This window comes from Rothia sp. ZJ1223, from assembly GCF_016900985.1.
Classification (GTDB): Bacteria; Actinomycetota; Actinomycetes; order Actinomycetales; family Micrococcaceae; genus Rothia.
This window is the reverse complement of sequence record NZ_JAFEUT010000004.1, coordinates 319,437-335,094: the sequence shown is the minus strand read 5'-3', so window position 1 is coordinate 335,094 and position 15,658 is coordinate 319,437. Positions and strand designations below refer to the sequence as shown.

Annotated in this window: 15 protein-coding genes; 6 read left to right on the top strand and 9 right to left on the bottom strand. The window is 52.1% G+C overall.

Annotated elements, in window-relative coordinates; all coding sequences use genetic code 11:
- The first annotated feature begins 358 nt into the window (after positions 1-358).
- On the top strand, positions 359-1,339 hold the full coding sequence (locus JTP09_RS07460; RefSeq protein WP_370592532.1) for an LLM class flavin-dependent oxidoreductase: 981 nt from the start codon (positions 359-361) through the stop codon (positions 1,337-1,339).
- Between the two features lie 88 nt (positions 1,340-1,427).
- Here JTP09_RS07460 and JTP09_RS07455 read toward each other — a convergent pair whose 3' ends face one another.
- From JTP09_RS07455 to JTP09_RS07440, 4 genes are all read right to left on the bottom strand, one after another.
- Positions 1,428-1,619 (bottom strand): hypothetical protein, encoded by a 192-nt coding sequence (locus JTP09_RS07455; protein WP_204877811.1) that lies wholly within the window; start codon positions 1,617-1,619, stop codon positions 1,428-1,430.
- A 61-nt stretch (positions 1,620-1,680) separates the two neighbouring features.
- Positions 1,681-1,905: a hypothetical protein gene (locus JTP09_RS07450; RefSeq protein ID WP_204877810.1), complete on the bottom strand. Its 225-nt coding sequence runs from the start codon at positions 1,903-1,905 to the stop codon at positions 1,681-1,683.
- A complete protein-coding gene (locus JTP09_RS07445) occupies positions 1,895-2,107 on the bottom strand; it encodes a hypothetical protein (protein WP_204877809.1) in 213 nt (70 codons plus the stop codon). Before JTP09_RS07445 ends, JTP09_RS07450 begins: the two co-directional genes overlap by 11 nt.
- Before the next feature lie 707 nt (positions 2,108-2,814).
- The gene (locus JTP09_RS07440; protein WP_204877808.1) at positions 2,815-3,642 is read right to left on the bottom strand and encodes a uroporphyrinogen-III synthase; all 828 of its coding nucleotides are present in this window, start codon (positions 3,640-3,642) and stop codon (positions 2,815-2,817) included.
- 374 nt (positions 3,643-4,016) lie between these two features.
- Between JTP09_RS07440 and JTP09_RS07435 the strand changes: the two genes are divergently transcribed.
- On the top strand, positions 4,017-5,075 hold the full coding sequence (locus tag JTP09_RS07435; protein WP_204877807.1) for a TetR/AcrR family transcriptional regulator: 1,059 nt from the start codon (positions 4,017-4,019) through the stop codon (positions 5,073-5,075).
- A 311-nt stretch (positions 5,076-5,386) separates the two neighbouring features.
- On the opposite strand, the gene JTP09_RS07430 is transcribed toward JTP09_RS07435, so the two are convergent.
- Both JTP09_RS07430 and JTP09_RS07425 read right to left on the bottom strand, forming a co-directional pair.
- Positions 5,387-6,184: a MerR family transcriptional regulator gene (locus JTP09_RS07430; RefSeq protein ID WP_204877806.1), complete on the bottom strand. Its 798-nt coding sequence runs from the start codon at positions 6,182-6,184 to the stop codon at positions 5,387-5,389.
- A 121-nt stretch (positions 6,185-6,305) separates the two neighbouring features.
- On the bottom strand, positions 6,306-8,999 hold the full coding sequence (locus JTP09_RS07425; protein WP_204877805.1) for a replicative DNA helicase: 2,694 nt from the start codon (positions 8,997-8,999) through the stop codon (positions 6,306-6,308).
- 72 nt (positions 9,000-9,071) lie between these two features.
- On the opposite strand from JTP09_RS07425, the gene JTP09_RS07420 reads away from it, so the two are divergent.
- The gene (locus JTP09_RS07420) at positions 9,072-9,401 is read left to right on the top strand and encodes a hypothetical protein (RefSeq protein ID WP_204877804.1); all 330 of its coding nucleotides are present in this window, start codon (positions 9,072-9,074) and stop codon (positions 9,399-9,401) included.
- A gap of 10 nt (positions 9,402-9,411) precedes the next feature.
- Positions 9,412-9,735, top strand: a complete 324-nt coding sequence (locus JTP09_RS07415) for a hypothetical protein (RefSeq protein WP_204877803.1) — start codon at positions 9,412-9,414, stop codon at positions 9,733-9,735.
- 764 nt (positions 9,736-10,499) lie between these two features.
- Here JTP09_RS07415 and JTP09_RS07410 read toward each other — a convergent pair.
- Together JTP09_RS07410 and JTP09_RS07405 are read right to left on the bottom strand one after the other, a co-directional pair.
- A complete protein-coding gene (locus JTP09_RS07410; RefSeq protein ID WP_204877802.1) occupies positions 10,500-11,864 on the bottom strand; it encodes a heparan-alpha-glucosaminide N-acetyltransferase domain-containing protein in 1,365 nt (454 codons plus the stop codon).
- Positions 11,865-12,066: 202 nt separating this feature from the next.
- Positions 12,067-12,753 (bottom strand): hypothetical protein, encoded by a 687-nt coding sequence (locus tag JTP09_RS07405; RefSeq protein ID WP_204877801.1) that lies wholly within the window; start codon positions 12,751-12,753, stop codon positions 12,067-12,069.
- 257 nt (positions 12,754-13,010) lie between these two features.
- Here JTP09_RS07405 and JTP09_RS07400 point away from each other — a divergent pair, with 257 nt between their 5' ends.
- Both JTP09_RS07400 and JTP09_RS07395 read left to right on the top strand, forming a co-directional pair.
- Positions 13,011-13,286, top strand: a complete 276-nt coding sequence (locus tag JTP09_RS07400) for a hypothetical protein (protein WP_204877800.1) — start codon at positions 13,011-13,013, stop codon at positions 13,284-13,286.
- Positions 13,287-13,303: 17 nt separating this feature from the next.
- Positions 13,304-14,302 (top strand): siderophore-interacting protein, encoded by a 999-nt coding sequence (locus JTP09_RS07395; protein WP_204877799.1) that lies wholly within the window; start codon positions 13,304-13,306, stop codon positions 14,300-14,302.
- On the opposite strand, the gene JTP09_RS07390 is transcribed toward JTP09_RS07395, so the two are convergent.
- On the bottom strand, positions 14,299-15,429 hold the full coding sequence (locus JTP09_RS07390) for a glycerate kinase (protein WP_204877798.1): 1,131 nt from the start codon (positions 15,427-15,429) through the stop codon (positions 14,299-14,301). The two genes, JTP09_RS07395 and JTP09_RS07390, sit on opposite strands and share 4 nt — an antisense overlap.
- Between the last annotated feature and the right edge of the window lie 229 nt (positions 15,430-15,658).

Genomic DNA, 15,658 nt, shown 5'->3' with positions numbered 1-15,658 from the left:
CACAACAGGCAACCACACAAAACCAAGCACACACGCACCAGAAACACCCTATAAAACTCTCAAAACCACCGCCCGACTAGGCACTTCATACAGCACCGCGCCACGACGACTCAAACAACTATACGCAGGTTCTTTGAGGTTTGCAAATCGAAAAGCGGTGAAACAGGGCACATTTCCAAATGAATGCCAACTCGTCCCACACAAGACCATAAAACTTCCCCAAAAGCAGCGGGGCGCGTCCGCACGTCACTCTATATGGAGGTCACTGACAAGCAGCCAAGCAACTCAAGGAATACATACAAGGCACCCGGTGTTACAGAAACGTACACCCACACAGACATATATAAGGAGCACCCTCGTGCCCGCACTATCAATACTTGACCTTGCGACCATCTACCCGGACGAAGCACCCAAGGACGCCTTTGCCCGATCAGTGCAGCTCGCACAAAAAGCTGAGAACCTCGGTTACAAACGCATCTGGTACGCAGAGCACCACAACATGAACAGCATTGCATCCTCAGCACCCGCCGTGCTGATTTCACACATTGGCGCACACACCGAAAAAATCCGACTGGGTGCTGGTGGCGTCATGCTACCCAACCACTCCCCACTGACCATCGCAGAACAGTTTGGCACACTCGCCGAACTCTACCCGGAACGCATCGACTTAGGTCTGGGACGCGCACCCGGCACCGACATGAACACCCTGCGCGCACTGCGCCGCGAACCCACCAGTGCAGAACGCTTTCCACAAGACGTCCTCGAACTTGCCGGCTACCTCAACGACAACACCCGCATTCCCGGAGTCAACGCAACCCCCGGACGCGGCACAGGTGTTCCCCTCTATATTTTGGGTTCATCGCTTTTCGGTGCCCAGCTAGCCGCAGCCCTCGGTCTGCCCTACGCCTTCGCGTCCCACTTCGCACCCACTCACCTAGAGCAAGCCATCGCCACCTACCGCCGCGAATTCAAACCCTCAGAACAACTAGCTGAACCCTACGTCATCGCAGCAGTCAATGTACTAGCATCAGACACCACTGAAGACGCCGAAGACCAGCTGCGCACCACCACCCGCCAGCGCATCAAGCTACTGGCAGCAGGCGGTCAAGACCTCAGCAACGAACAGCTGGACGCTATCACCGACTCCCCCCGCGGTCAGCAGATCCTCGACATGATGGCATTCCGCGCCGTCGGCACCGGGGCAGAAGCTAAAGACTACCTGCTGCGCTTTGCAAACATGGTAGAAGCAGATGAACTCATACTTTCGTCCCTGGCAGCAAACACCGAACAGTCCCTGCGCAGCTACGAGATCATCGCTGAGCAACTCATCAATAACTAAAGTTGCCCAAAAGCGGTGGTGCAGTTGATATCCCTTTATCAACCGCACCACCGTTTTTTGTTGTTCTCACGAAATACCCAGAAGGCAGCTAGCGGGTTTCGTCCCGACGGTTAGCGCGCCACAACCCCAGTTCATCCCCCATCGCCTCAAGTTCATCACGCAACTCATTACGCTTCTTACGCTGCCACAGACGGTAGGGCATAACTAATAAAGACACCAACAGCACTAACCCCAGAGACAAACTGCCCAACATCGACAGCAACTGCAAAGAAGAATCCAAATGTATGCCCCCTACTCCCTTGATGCTTCATGCCCTTGTTTAGGCACACTTTGCCGTAAGTCTACTGTGCAACCACGCGAACAACCGCAACGGTCAGGCGAGCGCGGTTCTCGAGAGTGCCACCGTACTCATCGATGCGCTCATTGGAACTCGGTGTCACAAACTGATGCAAGAAATAACCATTAGCGCTGTTCACCTCAACGCCATCCATACCCGCCTCGTGGACAGCGCGGTAGACTGCGTCCGCGAAACCCATAATAATGCTGGGAATCTTGTTATGATCCAAAGCCCGCGGGACAGAGCCCTTCTTCGTGCCCATTCGCACCGTGCAAGGTAACGCCAGGGATGATGGCACTCGGTACCTGCACGGTTTCCCCGAAGTTAGTAGAAGGAAGAGTTAGGCGTCCGGGCATAATCTGCATGACGATAGTGCCACCGGCAACATCAACAGCGTCGGTAATTCTCTTCCAACCGACAAAGCTACTCATCGGTAGAAATACCGGGCTGACCCAAGAAGGAGCAGTTAACGTCCTCAAAGAAAGCGACCTCAGTAACAACCAGAGTGCCGAATATTCAATTTAAGACCGATTTTAAGTGAAAACATGTCTTAGATTGAACGCTCGGCAAGATAACTACTGCGCGAGATCCCGGTGGACGTGGTATTCGAGGTCGTACACGTCGTACACAAGGCATTCTGCAAAGGTTTGCACGGTAAAAGCCGCACCGTTACCTCGCAGACCTCACTAATATACGCAAGATACTTTAACGGTGACCAGGTCACTACGGTAGGACGCTACCTGAGCCCCTGCCTTTGCCTTGTGAAGCTGTTACGAACAAAACCTACGAAACTAAGAACGGGTTCAAGGTTAACATTGCACTCTATGGAATCTTCCACTCAAATCGTCCATTAGCACCTAAGAGATATAGTAAAGACCCTTAGCTCACCTCAAGAGAAGGAAATAGCAACGTACCTTCGATGGCTACAAATCATCTATTTATTACACATGTTGATATTCAGTCTGTCGCGCCCAGTAACTATACTCGCCGTAATGCACAAAAATAGGTATAGTCAGCCCCTCACACAAGGGCAGCTTACCCTCAGATCCCTGGAGACCTAAGCGCCCCCCTGGACGACCATCACACCTTCAGTCTTTGCAGCCCACCTACAATACATCACCTGTTTCACGTGAAACATTTACTTCTCGAAGCACTTCACCAGAGCCTTAATCATGGCACCCATTCGGGAGCGCTCCGGCTGCACGGGGTCAATCCCCTGCTCTTGCAAGGGCACCGAGGTTACCGACCCAACGCTTGCCACCACAGTTTTCTCACGTAGAGCCGCTACGAGTTCGGGCAGCTGCTCACGTTCGGTAGCATAACCCAAGAGCGCTTCGACCGCAGGGGCTGCCGTGAAAGTCAGTGCATCCACTCGACCGGCAATAATATCTTCAATTAGCCTGAAAACCGCTGGGAGATCTTCAGGCTCTTCCCAACGATGTGGTACCACAGTCATAAGTTGGGCACCGGCGTCCACTAGGCGCTGTTCTTGGGCAGCATCAGGCTTACCGTGCTGCTGTAAAAGGACGCGCTTGCCATCTACACCTACTTCAAGGGCAAGATCAACTAGGGCACGAGTAAGTTCCCCTCCTACTGCCATACCCGAGTCCTCAAATCCCAGGGAGCGCACAGCGCCGCGTCCTTTAGAACCTCGCACATAGAACGCGGAATCAGACAGGGCAGCACGCGCCTGCTCGCACAACCCAAAACTTTCAGCTGCTTCGAGCCACCCTTTTAGTCCGTAACCAGTAGTCACCAAAACCATGTGGGGCGGGTTATCAATGACCGTGCGAGTATCAGCTTTCAACTGCTCATCAGCATCAGTGGGCACAACGCGCACCGTAGGAGCGTAAATGACGCGCGCCCCCTTGCGCTCAAAGGCTTCCCCCTGCTCGACTGCACGGCGGGACGCGGTGACAGCAACAGTGATTCCTGCCAGGTGTTGCTCTCGTGGCTCAGCAGACATGACACTCCTTGAAATAGGGGGTATATATACAGGATATCTTTTGGATAAGCACCGCAGCAGGTTGTTACACAAGAAGTAACCAAAAGACCCATATCTACAGGTGAGGAATTATGGACTCAGGGCGAAAGAGGGAGCAAATATTCCTTGTGCGGGGAATCTGGATTACATCCCTCTACTCAGGGCGACCAACATCCACCAACCAAAAGGCAGTGAGTAGATGCCGGGGAACGTCTAGAACGCTTCAGTAAATCTGCTAAGAATCAATATCTCACTAGGTTAAACACAATTCATCATATGATGAATTGAGGAATATTCTACATCCGTAGAATATATCTTTTAGGGGGTGGGGAAATAACTAAGCTATGCTTAGATGCATGGCAGTGAAGAAAACATCAAAGACAACAAAGGGCAATGCCCATAAGGCTGGCAGAAGAGCAGGCGAAAGCGATACTCGTAGCGACATTCTCAACGCTGCCAGCACCCTCTTTGCACGGCACGGATTCACCGGGACATCCATGCGCGCCATCGCCGCAGAGGCCAACGTAGACCCCGCCCTGATTCGCCACTTCTTCACCAATAAAGACTCCCTATTTTCCGTACTTGTCGACAGCCACGCAAACAGGGCAAAGGATGCCATCACCACCCTTGACCTCTCCGACCTGTCGGAAGCTGAGGCTATCATTTACACATATCTTCACCTGTGGAATTCTGATGATTTCAACCCCTTCCTCACAGGCCTCCTCCACTCGGTCACCACCCCCACCGATGATGCTGAACAGTTCAAAGAAATCTTCTGGGACGTCTTCACAACAGGACCCCTCGATAACGCCGCCCGTAAGATAGACCCCATCGCATTCGCCCTAATGAGCTCTCAACTTTTAGGACTCGCAGTGGGGCGCTACCTTCTCAAGATGCCTCACATGACCGTACTGAGCAACGAGCGCATCATCGAAGAACTCTCTCCCGTTATTCAGCAATACATAGACGGCACTTACCGCTCCCCCAGTGAGCGCACCTCTATGCAGCGTACCCCCAGCACAGAACACCTCTCACTCACTCCCGATAAAGGCAGCGATTCCCATCCACCTCTCCAAAAGGATCCGGAGCCCTCAGACATCGAGGAAAAAGACACCCGGAAACCTACCATCGAAAACGAGGTACTGTCTTTGAAAGAAGGCACCCCAGATGAAGCTCCTCAGGGTCTACACACGCTAACAGAGGATGAACTTCTTATCGCTGAAGAAATTCCAGCGAATACCCCCTCAACACCGGCACTCCTAGAAGATGAAACTCAAGAACCAAACTTCTACACGCGTCCGGCGGTAGAAGGCGCCCATGAACCCACCCTCTTTGAAGAAGAACCCGCACCGACGAGGAACAAGCAGCAAAAAACCAGCAACGACCAAGAAGCTTTATTTGACACCCTCTTCTAAGAAGCAGAAAGCCCCTGATGTTTCACGTGAAACATCAGGGGCTTTCGCGCACTAGAAACCAAAAATCACAAAAGTCACCGCGAATAAAAAACCAGAAAACGTGCTGAAAGAACGCAAAAAGCCATCACAAAAACCCACCAACGACGACATAATAAAGCCAGCCGTACCGGCGCAACCCAGCACCTCATTTCACCGCCAAGAACCTCCCACATTCTAAGGGTGGCAATGTTTACGGCCTTTAGAAAGCCAATACCCACGCACCACGCCAATTGCGCATAACCATGAAGAGCGCACCTTCTCTCTTAAGCGATTTACTCCCACGTAGCACTGGCAGGATCCACCCCGTACACCTTGGCATTCGCATCAATAACCTCACGCAACCACCGCGCAAGACCAGGCTCACGCGCATCATAATGCTCAGCAAACCGGACATCCGCAACATACATACAGCCCAATAACACCTGCTGAGCATGCGAACAGTTATAGTAACGGTTGATGGACGCACGGTGACGCTCCGCAAGCGCATTCGCCTCTTCAGAACCAGCAAGGACGCCCGCACGCTTAGCGCTCGCCGCATCAGCCTCTAACGCCTCAGTCTCAGACCGAGCACGTTGCCAGTCCTCATCAGTAAACCGAGCCGTATTACGCTGCGACTGGTTATAAGCATCGGTATTGCTCCAGCGATTGCGGACCTCATCTGCATAATGCGCCTGAATTGCCTGAGCCTTTTCGGTGGCGGTCAAGTTCTTTTCTGACATATTCTCCTCCATCAGGTGATTGACGGTTTCCAAAACCGTCGTGAGATGAGAGATTTTGTCTTGTAGCAGCCGTTTTTGCTCCTGCAAGTGAGTGAGAGCTGAACGCTCACCATCAGCAAGGACGCACTGAATTTTCTCAAGTGAGAACCCCAACTCACGATAGACCAGGATGCGATGCAAACGATCAATATCGTCGGCACAATACACCCGGTAGCCGGCACTTGATCGTTCGTGCGGGGTCAGCAGACCCACCGCGTCCCAATGGTGCAGGGCTCGGACGCTCACCCCCACCAAGCGAGCGACCTCACCCACTGTGAGGTAATCATTAATCAGCCTGCGTGAATCTCTCATACAACCAATCGTGGCACCTAACGTCGCGTCAGGGTCAAGGATTGCGCGCCGAGAGGGCATTTTAGGACAGGTTTTCACCCTAAACCTATCCTAAAATGCACTCTCGGCGGTCGGGGAGAGACTAGAAGTCGTCTCCACCGGAGTAGGAATCATGAGTCATATTCGCAAAACGCGAGTAGTGGCCCTGGAATGCCACCGCAATAGTCTTAGTCGGGCCGTTACGGTGCTTCGCCACAATCACATCAGCCTCACCAGCGCGCGGAGACTCCTTGTCATACACATCATCGCGGTGCAAGAGGACAACCATATCCGCGTCCTGCTCAATGCTGTTATGAACAGTAATACCATTAGCGATGAAGTTATGGTGCCCCAGAACGGTAGCGTCAAAGACCTCCTCCTCACCGCAGTACTCAATCTCAACAATCGAATCCCAGAACAGGTCATTCACCGCCACCATATCAAGCTCAGCAGAATCAAGAAGAGTGGCTACCTGAGACAGTCTCGAGGGCGCAGGTGAGTTCTTGTAGTAGGCAGACCCACAATACTGAGAGACCATTTGGAACCCACGAGGAGTCATACCTTTTTCAGTAAGAATTCGTTTGACATCATCCCACACCTGGGAAGGGGCCGTGTCGACATTCGTATTGGACTTACACCCTTCGCTTTCGAGAACATCCAAAAGTCGTTTGCACTGTTCAGCACGATTGCCAAACACAGAAATCTCACGCAAAAAACGCAGTTGTTCATCGCGTCCTGAAATATCTAGAGAGTAACCCGGGCGATACTCGCCCTTCAATGTAGTTTTGCGAACACGAGAATTGATGCCAAAACGCAACAGGAGAATAGAAAGCTGATCCACTAGCTCACGTGAAGTTGAGGAATAGTAGATACGCCCTGTTCGACCATTCTTGTTCACAGTTACAGAACCATCAGTTGCCCACAGGTGCTGAATAAACAGAGCAATCTGACGTTTAGGCAGGGCATTTACTGACTCAGGGATAAATTTTTCCCATGACCGCAGACCAAAAAGACCCACTTCATCCAGCCAAGAAGCCAAAGGATTACGTTTGCCGTGGGTAAGTCGATGGGGCGCAGGCAGACGCAAAGAAACACAACGGGCAGCTTCGTGCTCATCACGCACAGCTGTAATACCGAACTGCTTGAGGGCAGCGTCAGTCATTACCTTCAAATTATTTTCATCAATAGACGCATACCGTATGGGCTGATGTTTTACAGCCGAACCATCGCCCAACATATGAGCCAGCAGGATGACCTGCTCATCGCTCCACTTCACGCGCTCTGAGGGGCCGTTTACATGGCGGGACACGCCAATGCGCTCGCCGACTTCTAGCTCGCCCAGCCCCTTCCACCCGCGGAAGGTAAAGAAGGGATGGTTAGCGGTTGCGCGCAGGGTCTTGCCGGACGCCGTAGTGAGGCGGTAGACCGGCTTTACACCGGTTGAGAAAACGTGGGTGAGGTGACGTTCCACGAAACGCATATCGTCACCTAGAGACCACACAGGTACATCCTGAGCTCCGGCTGCGTAAAGCTCGCCCATAGTGGTTTCCGCGCCGGTGTCTGCCCTGAGAATACGAGTATCCGCGGTGAGGCAGCCCGATTCGCGAAGATCTGACACCATGGGTTTCTTGTCGGTGCGCTGCTCCGAACCACGGTTCAGCTGCGAAAGCGCGATGAGAGGAACCTCCAGTTCCTTCGCCATCAACTTCAGCGCACGGGAAAACTCCGAGACCTCCTGCTGACGAGATTCCACCTTCTTACCCGAGCTCATCAGCTGCAGGTAGTCCAGCACAATCAGCTGCAAGTTATTGCGCTGCTTGAGGCGGCGTGCCTTCGCGCGAATCTCCATCAGCGTCATATTCGGCGAGTCATCAATAAACAGGGGCGCGGCGTCCATCTTACCCATCGCTGTTGCCACCTTCGCCCACTGGGAATCATCCAGCGTACCCTTACGCAAATCAGATAAGTTCAAAGACGCCTCAGCCGAAAGTACACGCATAGCAATCTCATTACGGCTCATTTCCAACGAGAAAAAGACCGTTGCCATATTGTGCTTAATCGCAGCGGAACGAGCGATATCCAGAGCGAACGTACTTTTTCCCATGGCCGGCCTCGCCGCAATAACAATCATCTGACCTGCCTGCAAACCGGCGGTCAGCTCGTCGAGCTCGATGAAACCGGTGGGGACGCCGTGAATGCCGTCGGGGCGGGCACCGTTAGCCTCGATTTCCTCAACCGTGGCATTCATAATCTCACCCAGCGGCGCATAGTCCTCGCTCTCGCGAGTATCAGCCACCTGGTAAATCTCAGCCTGCGCCTGATTTACCAAAGCATCGACCTCACCATCGCTCTCATAACCCAACTGCACAATCTTCGTACCAGCACTCACCAGACGGCGCAGCACGGCGCGCTCGCGCACAATCTCAGCATAAAACCCAGCATTTGCAGCAGTAGGCACCGAAGAAATCAAAGAGTGCAAATAGGGCACACCACCCACTCGCTCAAGCTCCCCGCGCTTCTTCAACTCATCAGCCACCGTCACCGCGTCCGCAGGCTCACCGTGACCGTACAGCGAAATCACAGCCTCATAAATACTCTCATGGGCAGGCTTATAAAAATCAGTACCGCGCAGCACCTCAACAACATCAGCAATCGCGTCCTTCGACAGCATCATGCCGCCCAGCACCGACTGCTCAGCCGCGTCATTATGCGGGGGTGTTCGAACAAACTCAGACTGATTTTCAGACACGAAAGCCACCTTGGATAGGGAAAAGAACCGGTTTCTATTATCCCCCATTCTTCAGCATCGCATGGAGTCTAGGGGGTTTATACTGAGCATAAGTAGTTCATCGCACCCAAGGAAGAAAAGATGAAATCCACACCCAACACTCTCATCGTCTGGATTTCAGCGGTGGCAGCAACAGTCAGCGTTCTCATAGTTGTTTTGACCACAGCGACCCTTGACTACGGGTCGCCCCTTACCCCTCTCATCGAAATATTCAGTGTGCTGGGCAACGTATCCTACATACTCTTAGCATTTGCACTGCTACCACTGATTAGCAAAATCTTTCGAGGCGAAGGTTCTGCCTCAGAGACCCGCACCGCGTGGGTTGCTCCTTTAGTAGCCACAGGGGTGCTGGTTGCTGTGTGCATACCGGGCATCATTCTTCTTTCTCTCAACTCGCCGGTAGCGTTCTAGGAGGCACACCATGAGTAACTACACCAGCACATCCGCCCCGACGACAGGACGCACCCTCGGGCTTCTCGGAATCATTTTCACCCTCATCGCCGTGCTCGTGATCTGGGTAGTCACCCTCGCGCCCCTCTTTGACCCTGAAAGTGAAATGTGGCTGTTCGTCTCGATCATCTTAATGCCCTCTGCCCTGCCGGGTTACATGATGCTGATACTCGCCGCAGGTAAGGGATACCGCAGTACACTCGCCAAAATCTGCGCACTCGCAGTGCCCCTCACCGCGGGACTACTGGGGCTTATGCTCCTTTGGTTCATCTTACCTAGCATCAGCATTCTCTAACCTCACCCGTCTTTAAATACCACCGGGCAATCTCCGTTCATTCTGCTGGGTGCAGTGAACAAAAAGTGAATCACTCCCAAACAAACCTCAACACCTTTACCAGCTTGAGGGGCATCTTTCACCAAGGACTGAATCTTCGAATTTATCTAGCACTGCGACTAATCTAACCTCATCCGGGAGGTACATATTTTTGTAAAGTTACTGATGATACCTTTCAGTCGCCAGAGGCAACCCACCGATTCGCTGTATGAATCAGATGGACGATACAGGGAAAAATACTCCTTGAAGTCCTGGAATGAGTGACTCATCCTACTCAAACAAGCACTAAAGATACTTGGCTCGCTGGCGATTGATGGAATACTAATTCTTCAAGCAAGCGCAAACGTACTGGTTTTACGCTTCAAATAATCTGCACATTATCCAGTCAACCATTTGCGATAACGAGCCAACTTCCAGAAGCTAAACATAACTACCTTCAAAGCTCACGGCTTAGAGAAAGCTGACGTATTTTCACGCGGTATACAGGCATCGGCTGAGGTCGTATAGTGGGTGTTTTCGGTGGTACGCGGGTTGGTGTTTTTGAACCACAGGGAACCCCTTATGGACTAAGATCTCTAGCCCGGTTGCACGCTGATATAGCAATGACCCTTCCTATTGGCTGAGATTATTTGGTCGAAGATTTAACTCTCATTGTGCCAATAGTAGGGCCATTGTCTCGATTGGTGTGGGGCTTTTAAATAAGCTTCCTAGTAGCTAGTAATAAATTATTCTGAGGCTCTCACCCCTGCATAGCTTCCAGTTACTTTCTGCACTGCATATCGAACCACTCTCTCCAATGGACCATGTGCAAAGAAAGCAAACCAGCACACAGAAAACAGTAAAAACACTCCAGCAGTAGTCCAAAAGAACCACGGTACCCTTACAACACCGCCAGGACCCACCATAATAAAGACTGATAAGACGTGCAAAGAATAAACCGTCAGTGGCATAGTGCCCAAAGCCACTATTGGTAAAGCTAGCCAACGCAGCCTAGCAGCGACCATCAGACATACCGATACCACGACTAGAGCGAGCCCCCCCGAGCCCATAATCTCAAGAGTTCCACCAGCGTGAGGTTCAGAGGCGATCCAAACTGCAAGGATTGTAGGTACCAGATCTGGCTCAACCAGACGTTCGCCTACTTCGGACCATTGGTTTATTATCTCCTCTTCTGATTCACCCTTTTTCTTATCGAGATCTTCCTTAGATCCTGTTAAAGTACAGCCAATATACGCTTTATCGAAACGCTCACATTCGTACTTCGTGAAGTCAAAGTCTTCAGATGGAACGGTCTCAGGTGGAACGTCCTCAGCAGAATATAGTTCCTTCTTCTGTTCCGCAGTTATGGGTGAAGAACTGGAGTCAGCAAAACTCATCAGACCTGGCAACATGATGCCAAGGACAAGAGCAAGCCCAGAGCTCAACACCATAAGCCCCACACCCGCACCAGCTAGCTTCGCAAGAACTTGAAAACTTCCTAAATCCAGACGTCCCACATACATCCCTAATAGCATCAACGATGTCCATGCAGCAGGAGAATAGATTGATTGGAAAACTAAAGCGTAGCCAAAACCGTTACTGGGCATTAGAGTCTGAGTCACAGCAATCAGAGGCGGACCGACAACCATGATACCGGCAGACCACCACAAGAGCGCTCGTGAGGTAGCTGTTACGAAAGGCAACATCACCATATACAAAGCCCCGTAGAGCGTAAGAATCACCATTATAGAGGTGCCGAGCGATTCCAGTAAAAGACCAAAGCCGAAGATAATGATCCCGCGAATCATGAGGTTGATTCTAGCGGTAGTTACCGCCTCAGCGCTCTTTGTTTTCCACGCTGCTTTAGTCATCAAAGAGATTGATACCCCAGCAAGCAAAGCGAAGAGCAAAGATGGGTGCCCATGAACTATGGCGTTATAGCTCTGTACATCAAACAGTGAAAAAACATCAGCTGTAGGGTAAGTATGTGCAGCAATCATACCGATAATTGCAAGCCCGCGTGCCAAGTCAAGACCCGCAAGGCGTGGTGCGGCCCCTAAGCGAGCTAACCTGCTGAAAACCGATGAGGATGGTATCTGTCCTATTGTCATAATTGGTTAGCCTAACCTAAATATCTCAACTTGAGAAGACGACATGCTTCTGCGTTTTCAGCAAGATGCCCTAGAACATCTTCATCGATGCTTAATACAGAGACCTAAAACCTTATTTATAAGGTCTTACCTCACACTAAAATCACTTAGTGAGTTCCAGCAAACTCTGCAAGAGGGCCAGAGGAGAAGATTCCTGCGGTTTCTATGCACAGATAAAAATAGGGGCAGAAACACCAATGCCTGCCGCCAAAAAATTAGTTGATACCCTAGATGGCACCTCAAATTCCACAATCCATCTGTATTCCCCCTCCACAGCCTGGAAAGAAAAAGGAGGGGACTGCAGCCGCTGAGTAATAATCCGGTTATTTTTTGGGGCAAGCGGTACACCTAAAACACCACTAGCTGGTGAGGAACTGGTACTGTAAGCCGATCTTGAAGCAGCCACCTCATTACCTTGAGGGTCAATAAGGTACACTCTCATGGTGGGGTGCAAGGTATTTGGCGCGTTGGCGGGTAGTGAAGTGATCCCGTACTGAGTTGAGTAAGTGCGCCCAGCTCTCAAAGCACCCAAAGCCTCACCCCCTGAGCTAATAGTTGTTGAGTAACGCACTAAGGCTATACCCCCAGGGTTGGCGGTAGTAGAAGAGATGAAGTAATCCACATTATCCGCCCCTCGATAAACCTTGTTTGCCTTAGGAGAGTAAAGAGAACCCTGAACAGGGTTCTCTAATGTCCAAGAAGCATCAAATCTCTTCTCATAAGACGGGCATACAGAAGCAGCATATGCTGGCACCAAGCAAGTACTAACAACAACCGGAGCAGCCCACAAGGAACCCTTTAATAGAGCGCGTCGTGATTCTTCACTTCTCTGTAAAATTCTATTGTTCATTTTTCTACCCCAGTTTACTTTCGCTCTTCATTAGGTAGTTACCTAATCTTGTTAGTACCAGATAGTACAGGCAAGTAAACTGCCTAAGTTGAAGACCCGACCTCTCCAACTAGTGATGTTTAACATGCTAGCTACAGGTGATGGTCTAGCTTTTTGAACAAGAGAAGATGCAGCAGTTCCACAGCAAAAGTTTCAGGCACTCAGTAAAAACTATGCGAAAAATATCATACGCATGAGTTACCCAGCGTGGAATCACGGTGGAGGATAAAACGCCAGCGTACAAACGCAGCTCAGCAACCCAGCACGTTGCTGACAGCCCTTACCAGCCACCTCGCCTGACCAAAACCCTAAAAATCACGCCTCTGACCTACCGGCAGAACATCATCCGAGCAGGCTACTACCAAATCTACGCCTACCACAGCATTGCAGGATGCACCATAGCAAGACCACAAGTTGAAGCCTGCCTCAAAGAACTCCGTCCAGAAGATGCCCTCGGTAAGGTGGCATATGATGGTTGCATTACCTACGCTTGATGATCAGGGAGCCTTCCGTGTCGAAGAAGACGAAGAAACAGCAGAAGAAGCTGGCTAAGGCGCTCAAGAGCCAGCATAAATTGTTGAAGAAAGTTGTCAAGCAAAACAAGAAGCTGCACCGCCAGTTGCGTGTGGTACATCAGCAGCTGGACGCACTGCCCCTGGCAGCTCAGGCACCCCATACCGCGAACGATGCTCAGCCCACGCGGTCTCAACCTCACCGGGCGCCGGTAGTGAGCACTAAAGACCGCCCGGGAGCGCCAGCCCCCTTACGCAGCGGCAAATACCCCTCGCCCTACCTGCGATACAAGGTGGCGAGTGCCCTCCGCATCACGCCCACGATGATGAGCATCCGCTGTATTCCCGCAGGTGGGGCGCGGGTGGAGAGTCAGCATCTGGTCGGTGAGTACATGCGGGTTCTGGTTTCGCGTGATGGCTCTGCCCTTGCAGAGCCTGAGTTTAAGGGCAGCAAACCGGTATGGGGCAAGCCCTCCCCTACCTCACGTAAATACACTATTCGTAAATTCTGGCCTGAATCTGGTGCCATTGAGTTGGGCGTGGTCATCCATGCGAAGGGTCCGGGCACCCAGTGGGCGCAGCAGGTTCAGCCGGGCGACCCCGTTCACCTCTTAGGACCGCGCTCTGGGTACGACATCAGCGATAACTACGACTTCTACCTGTTGGCAGGTGATGAGACGGGGCTACCCGGTATGGCTCGCTGGATTGAATCTATGCCCGCCACTGCTCGGGGTGCTGCCTATATTGAGATTCCTTCTGCTGAGTCCGAGCAAGAAATTCTTGCACCCGATAATTTCGAGGTTCACTGGGTCATTCATGAAACCGAGAACTCGCTGTATCAGGCAGTGAGTTGCGCCGAGCGTCCGCAGGGTCAGGTATTTATGTGGCTGGCGGGTGAGTCCCGCTCCATTCAGCCCCTACGCCAGTGGATGCGCACCGAGCTGAATCTTGGTAAGGATCACGCTCATGCCAAGGGGTACTGGAAAGATAAAGACTAACTCAAATAGTCCCTGGCAATCTGCGCTCCCAGTTCTTCAACGTGCGGACGCGGGTCGGCCAGAGATTCTTCGAGACTCACCCCGGTACCCAGCACCGAGTAGACAGCATCGAACCCGGCATCGCTCCACTGACTCTCATCAAGTTCGCAGGCACCGCAGACTGCAAGGACGCGTGCACCCACCTGACGGCAGGCAGCGGCAACACCGGCGGGGCCTTTGCCTTGAAGGGTTTGTTCATCGAATTTTCCCTCACCGGTAATGACCAGGTGAGCTCCGTGGAGTGCCTGGTGAAAGCCGGTAAGTTCGAAAGCGACATCGACGCCAGGTCGCATGGTTGCCCCCAAAACTGAGAGGCAGGCAAATCCTAGACCACCGGCAGCGCCAGCACCGGCGGCTTCGCTGAAGGTGCCCCTGGCAACTTTCAGGGCCTGCTCTACGAGCTGCGCGGTATGCGCCAACAGGCTATCGAGTTCAGCAACATCAAGAGCAGATGCGCCTTTTTGTGGACCATAAATAGCAGGAGCACCGTTGTTCCCATTCAGAGGGTTAGTCACATCGGACGCCATCACAAAAGACACCTCGTGCAGGCTGGGGTGCAGGGTCGAAAGATTAGCACGGGTGACGCCGCTCAGAGCAGAACCACCGTGCACAGCAGTCGGATTCTCAGACCCCACAAACCGCACCCCCAAGGCGCTGAGCATGCCCGCACCGGCGTCCGTCGTGGCAGAACCGCCCAGACCGATCACTATCTCAGATGCATCCTGTGCTACTGCGTGCAAAATGAGCTCGCCTACGCCGTAGGTGGTGGCACCGCATGCGTCCAAAGAATCCATGAGACGCAAACCGCAGGCTTCAGCCACCTCAATTACGGCTGTTTGTGTAGAGGGGTTCAGCGCATACCGGGCAGTCACCGGTGTACCTGCCGGGCCGGTAACGCGCGCAATTTTCTCTTCAAAACCTGCAGCGAGTGCAGCATCCACCGTGCCATCACCACCATCAGCAATAGGGCTGATGCGGGGAGCAAAGCCCTCCCCCAGGACTCGGCGCATACCGGTAGCAAGGGCGTCCGATAGTTCGACGCCGGTGAGTGAACCCTTGAACTTATCAACAGCAATGAGAACGGTCATGCTTCTAGTATCGCGCACCATCTACCGAGATCCGGATTTATTGCCGAAATCCTGATATAAAACAGGATTTCGGCAATAAATCCGGATCTCGATGCACAGAAGAAAAGCGAATGGCTCAACCGCATTTGGTTGAGCCATTCGCTAATCACACACACATACATACTTTGAGAAACCGTCAGGTTTCTGACCAAGAAAGTCACACAATCACTCTCTTAGCTCCCTGAGGAAC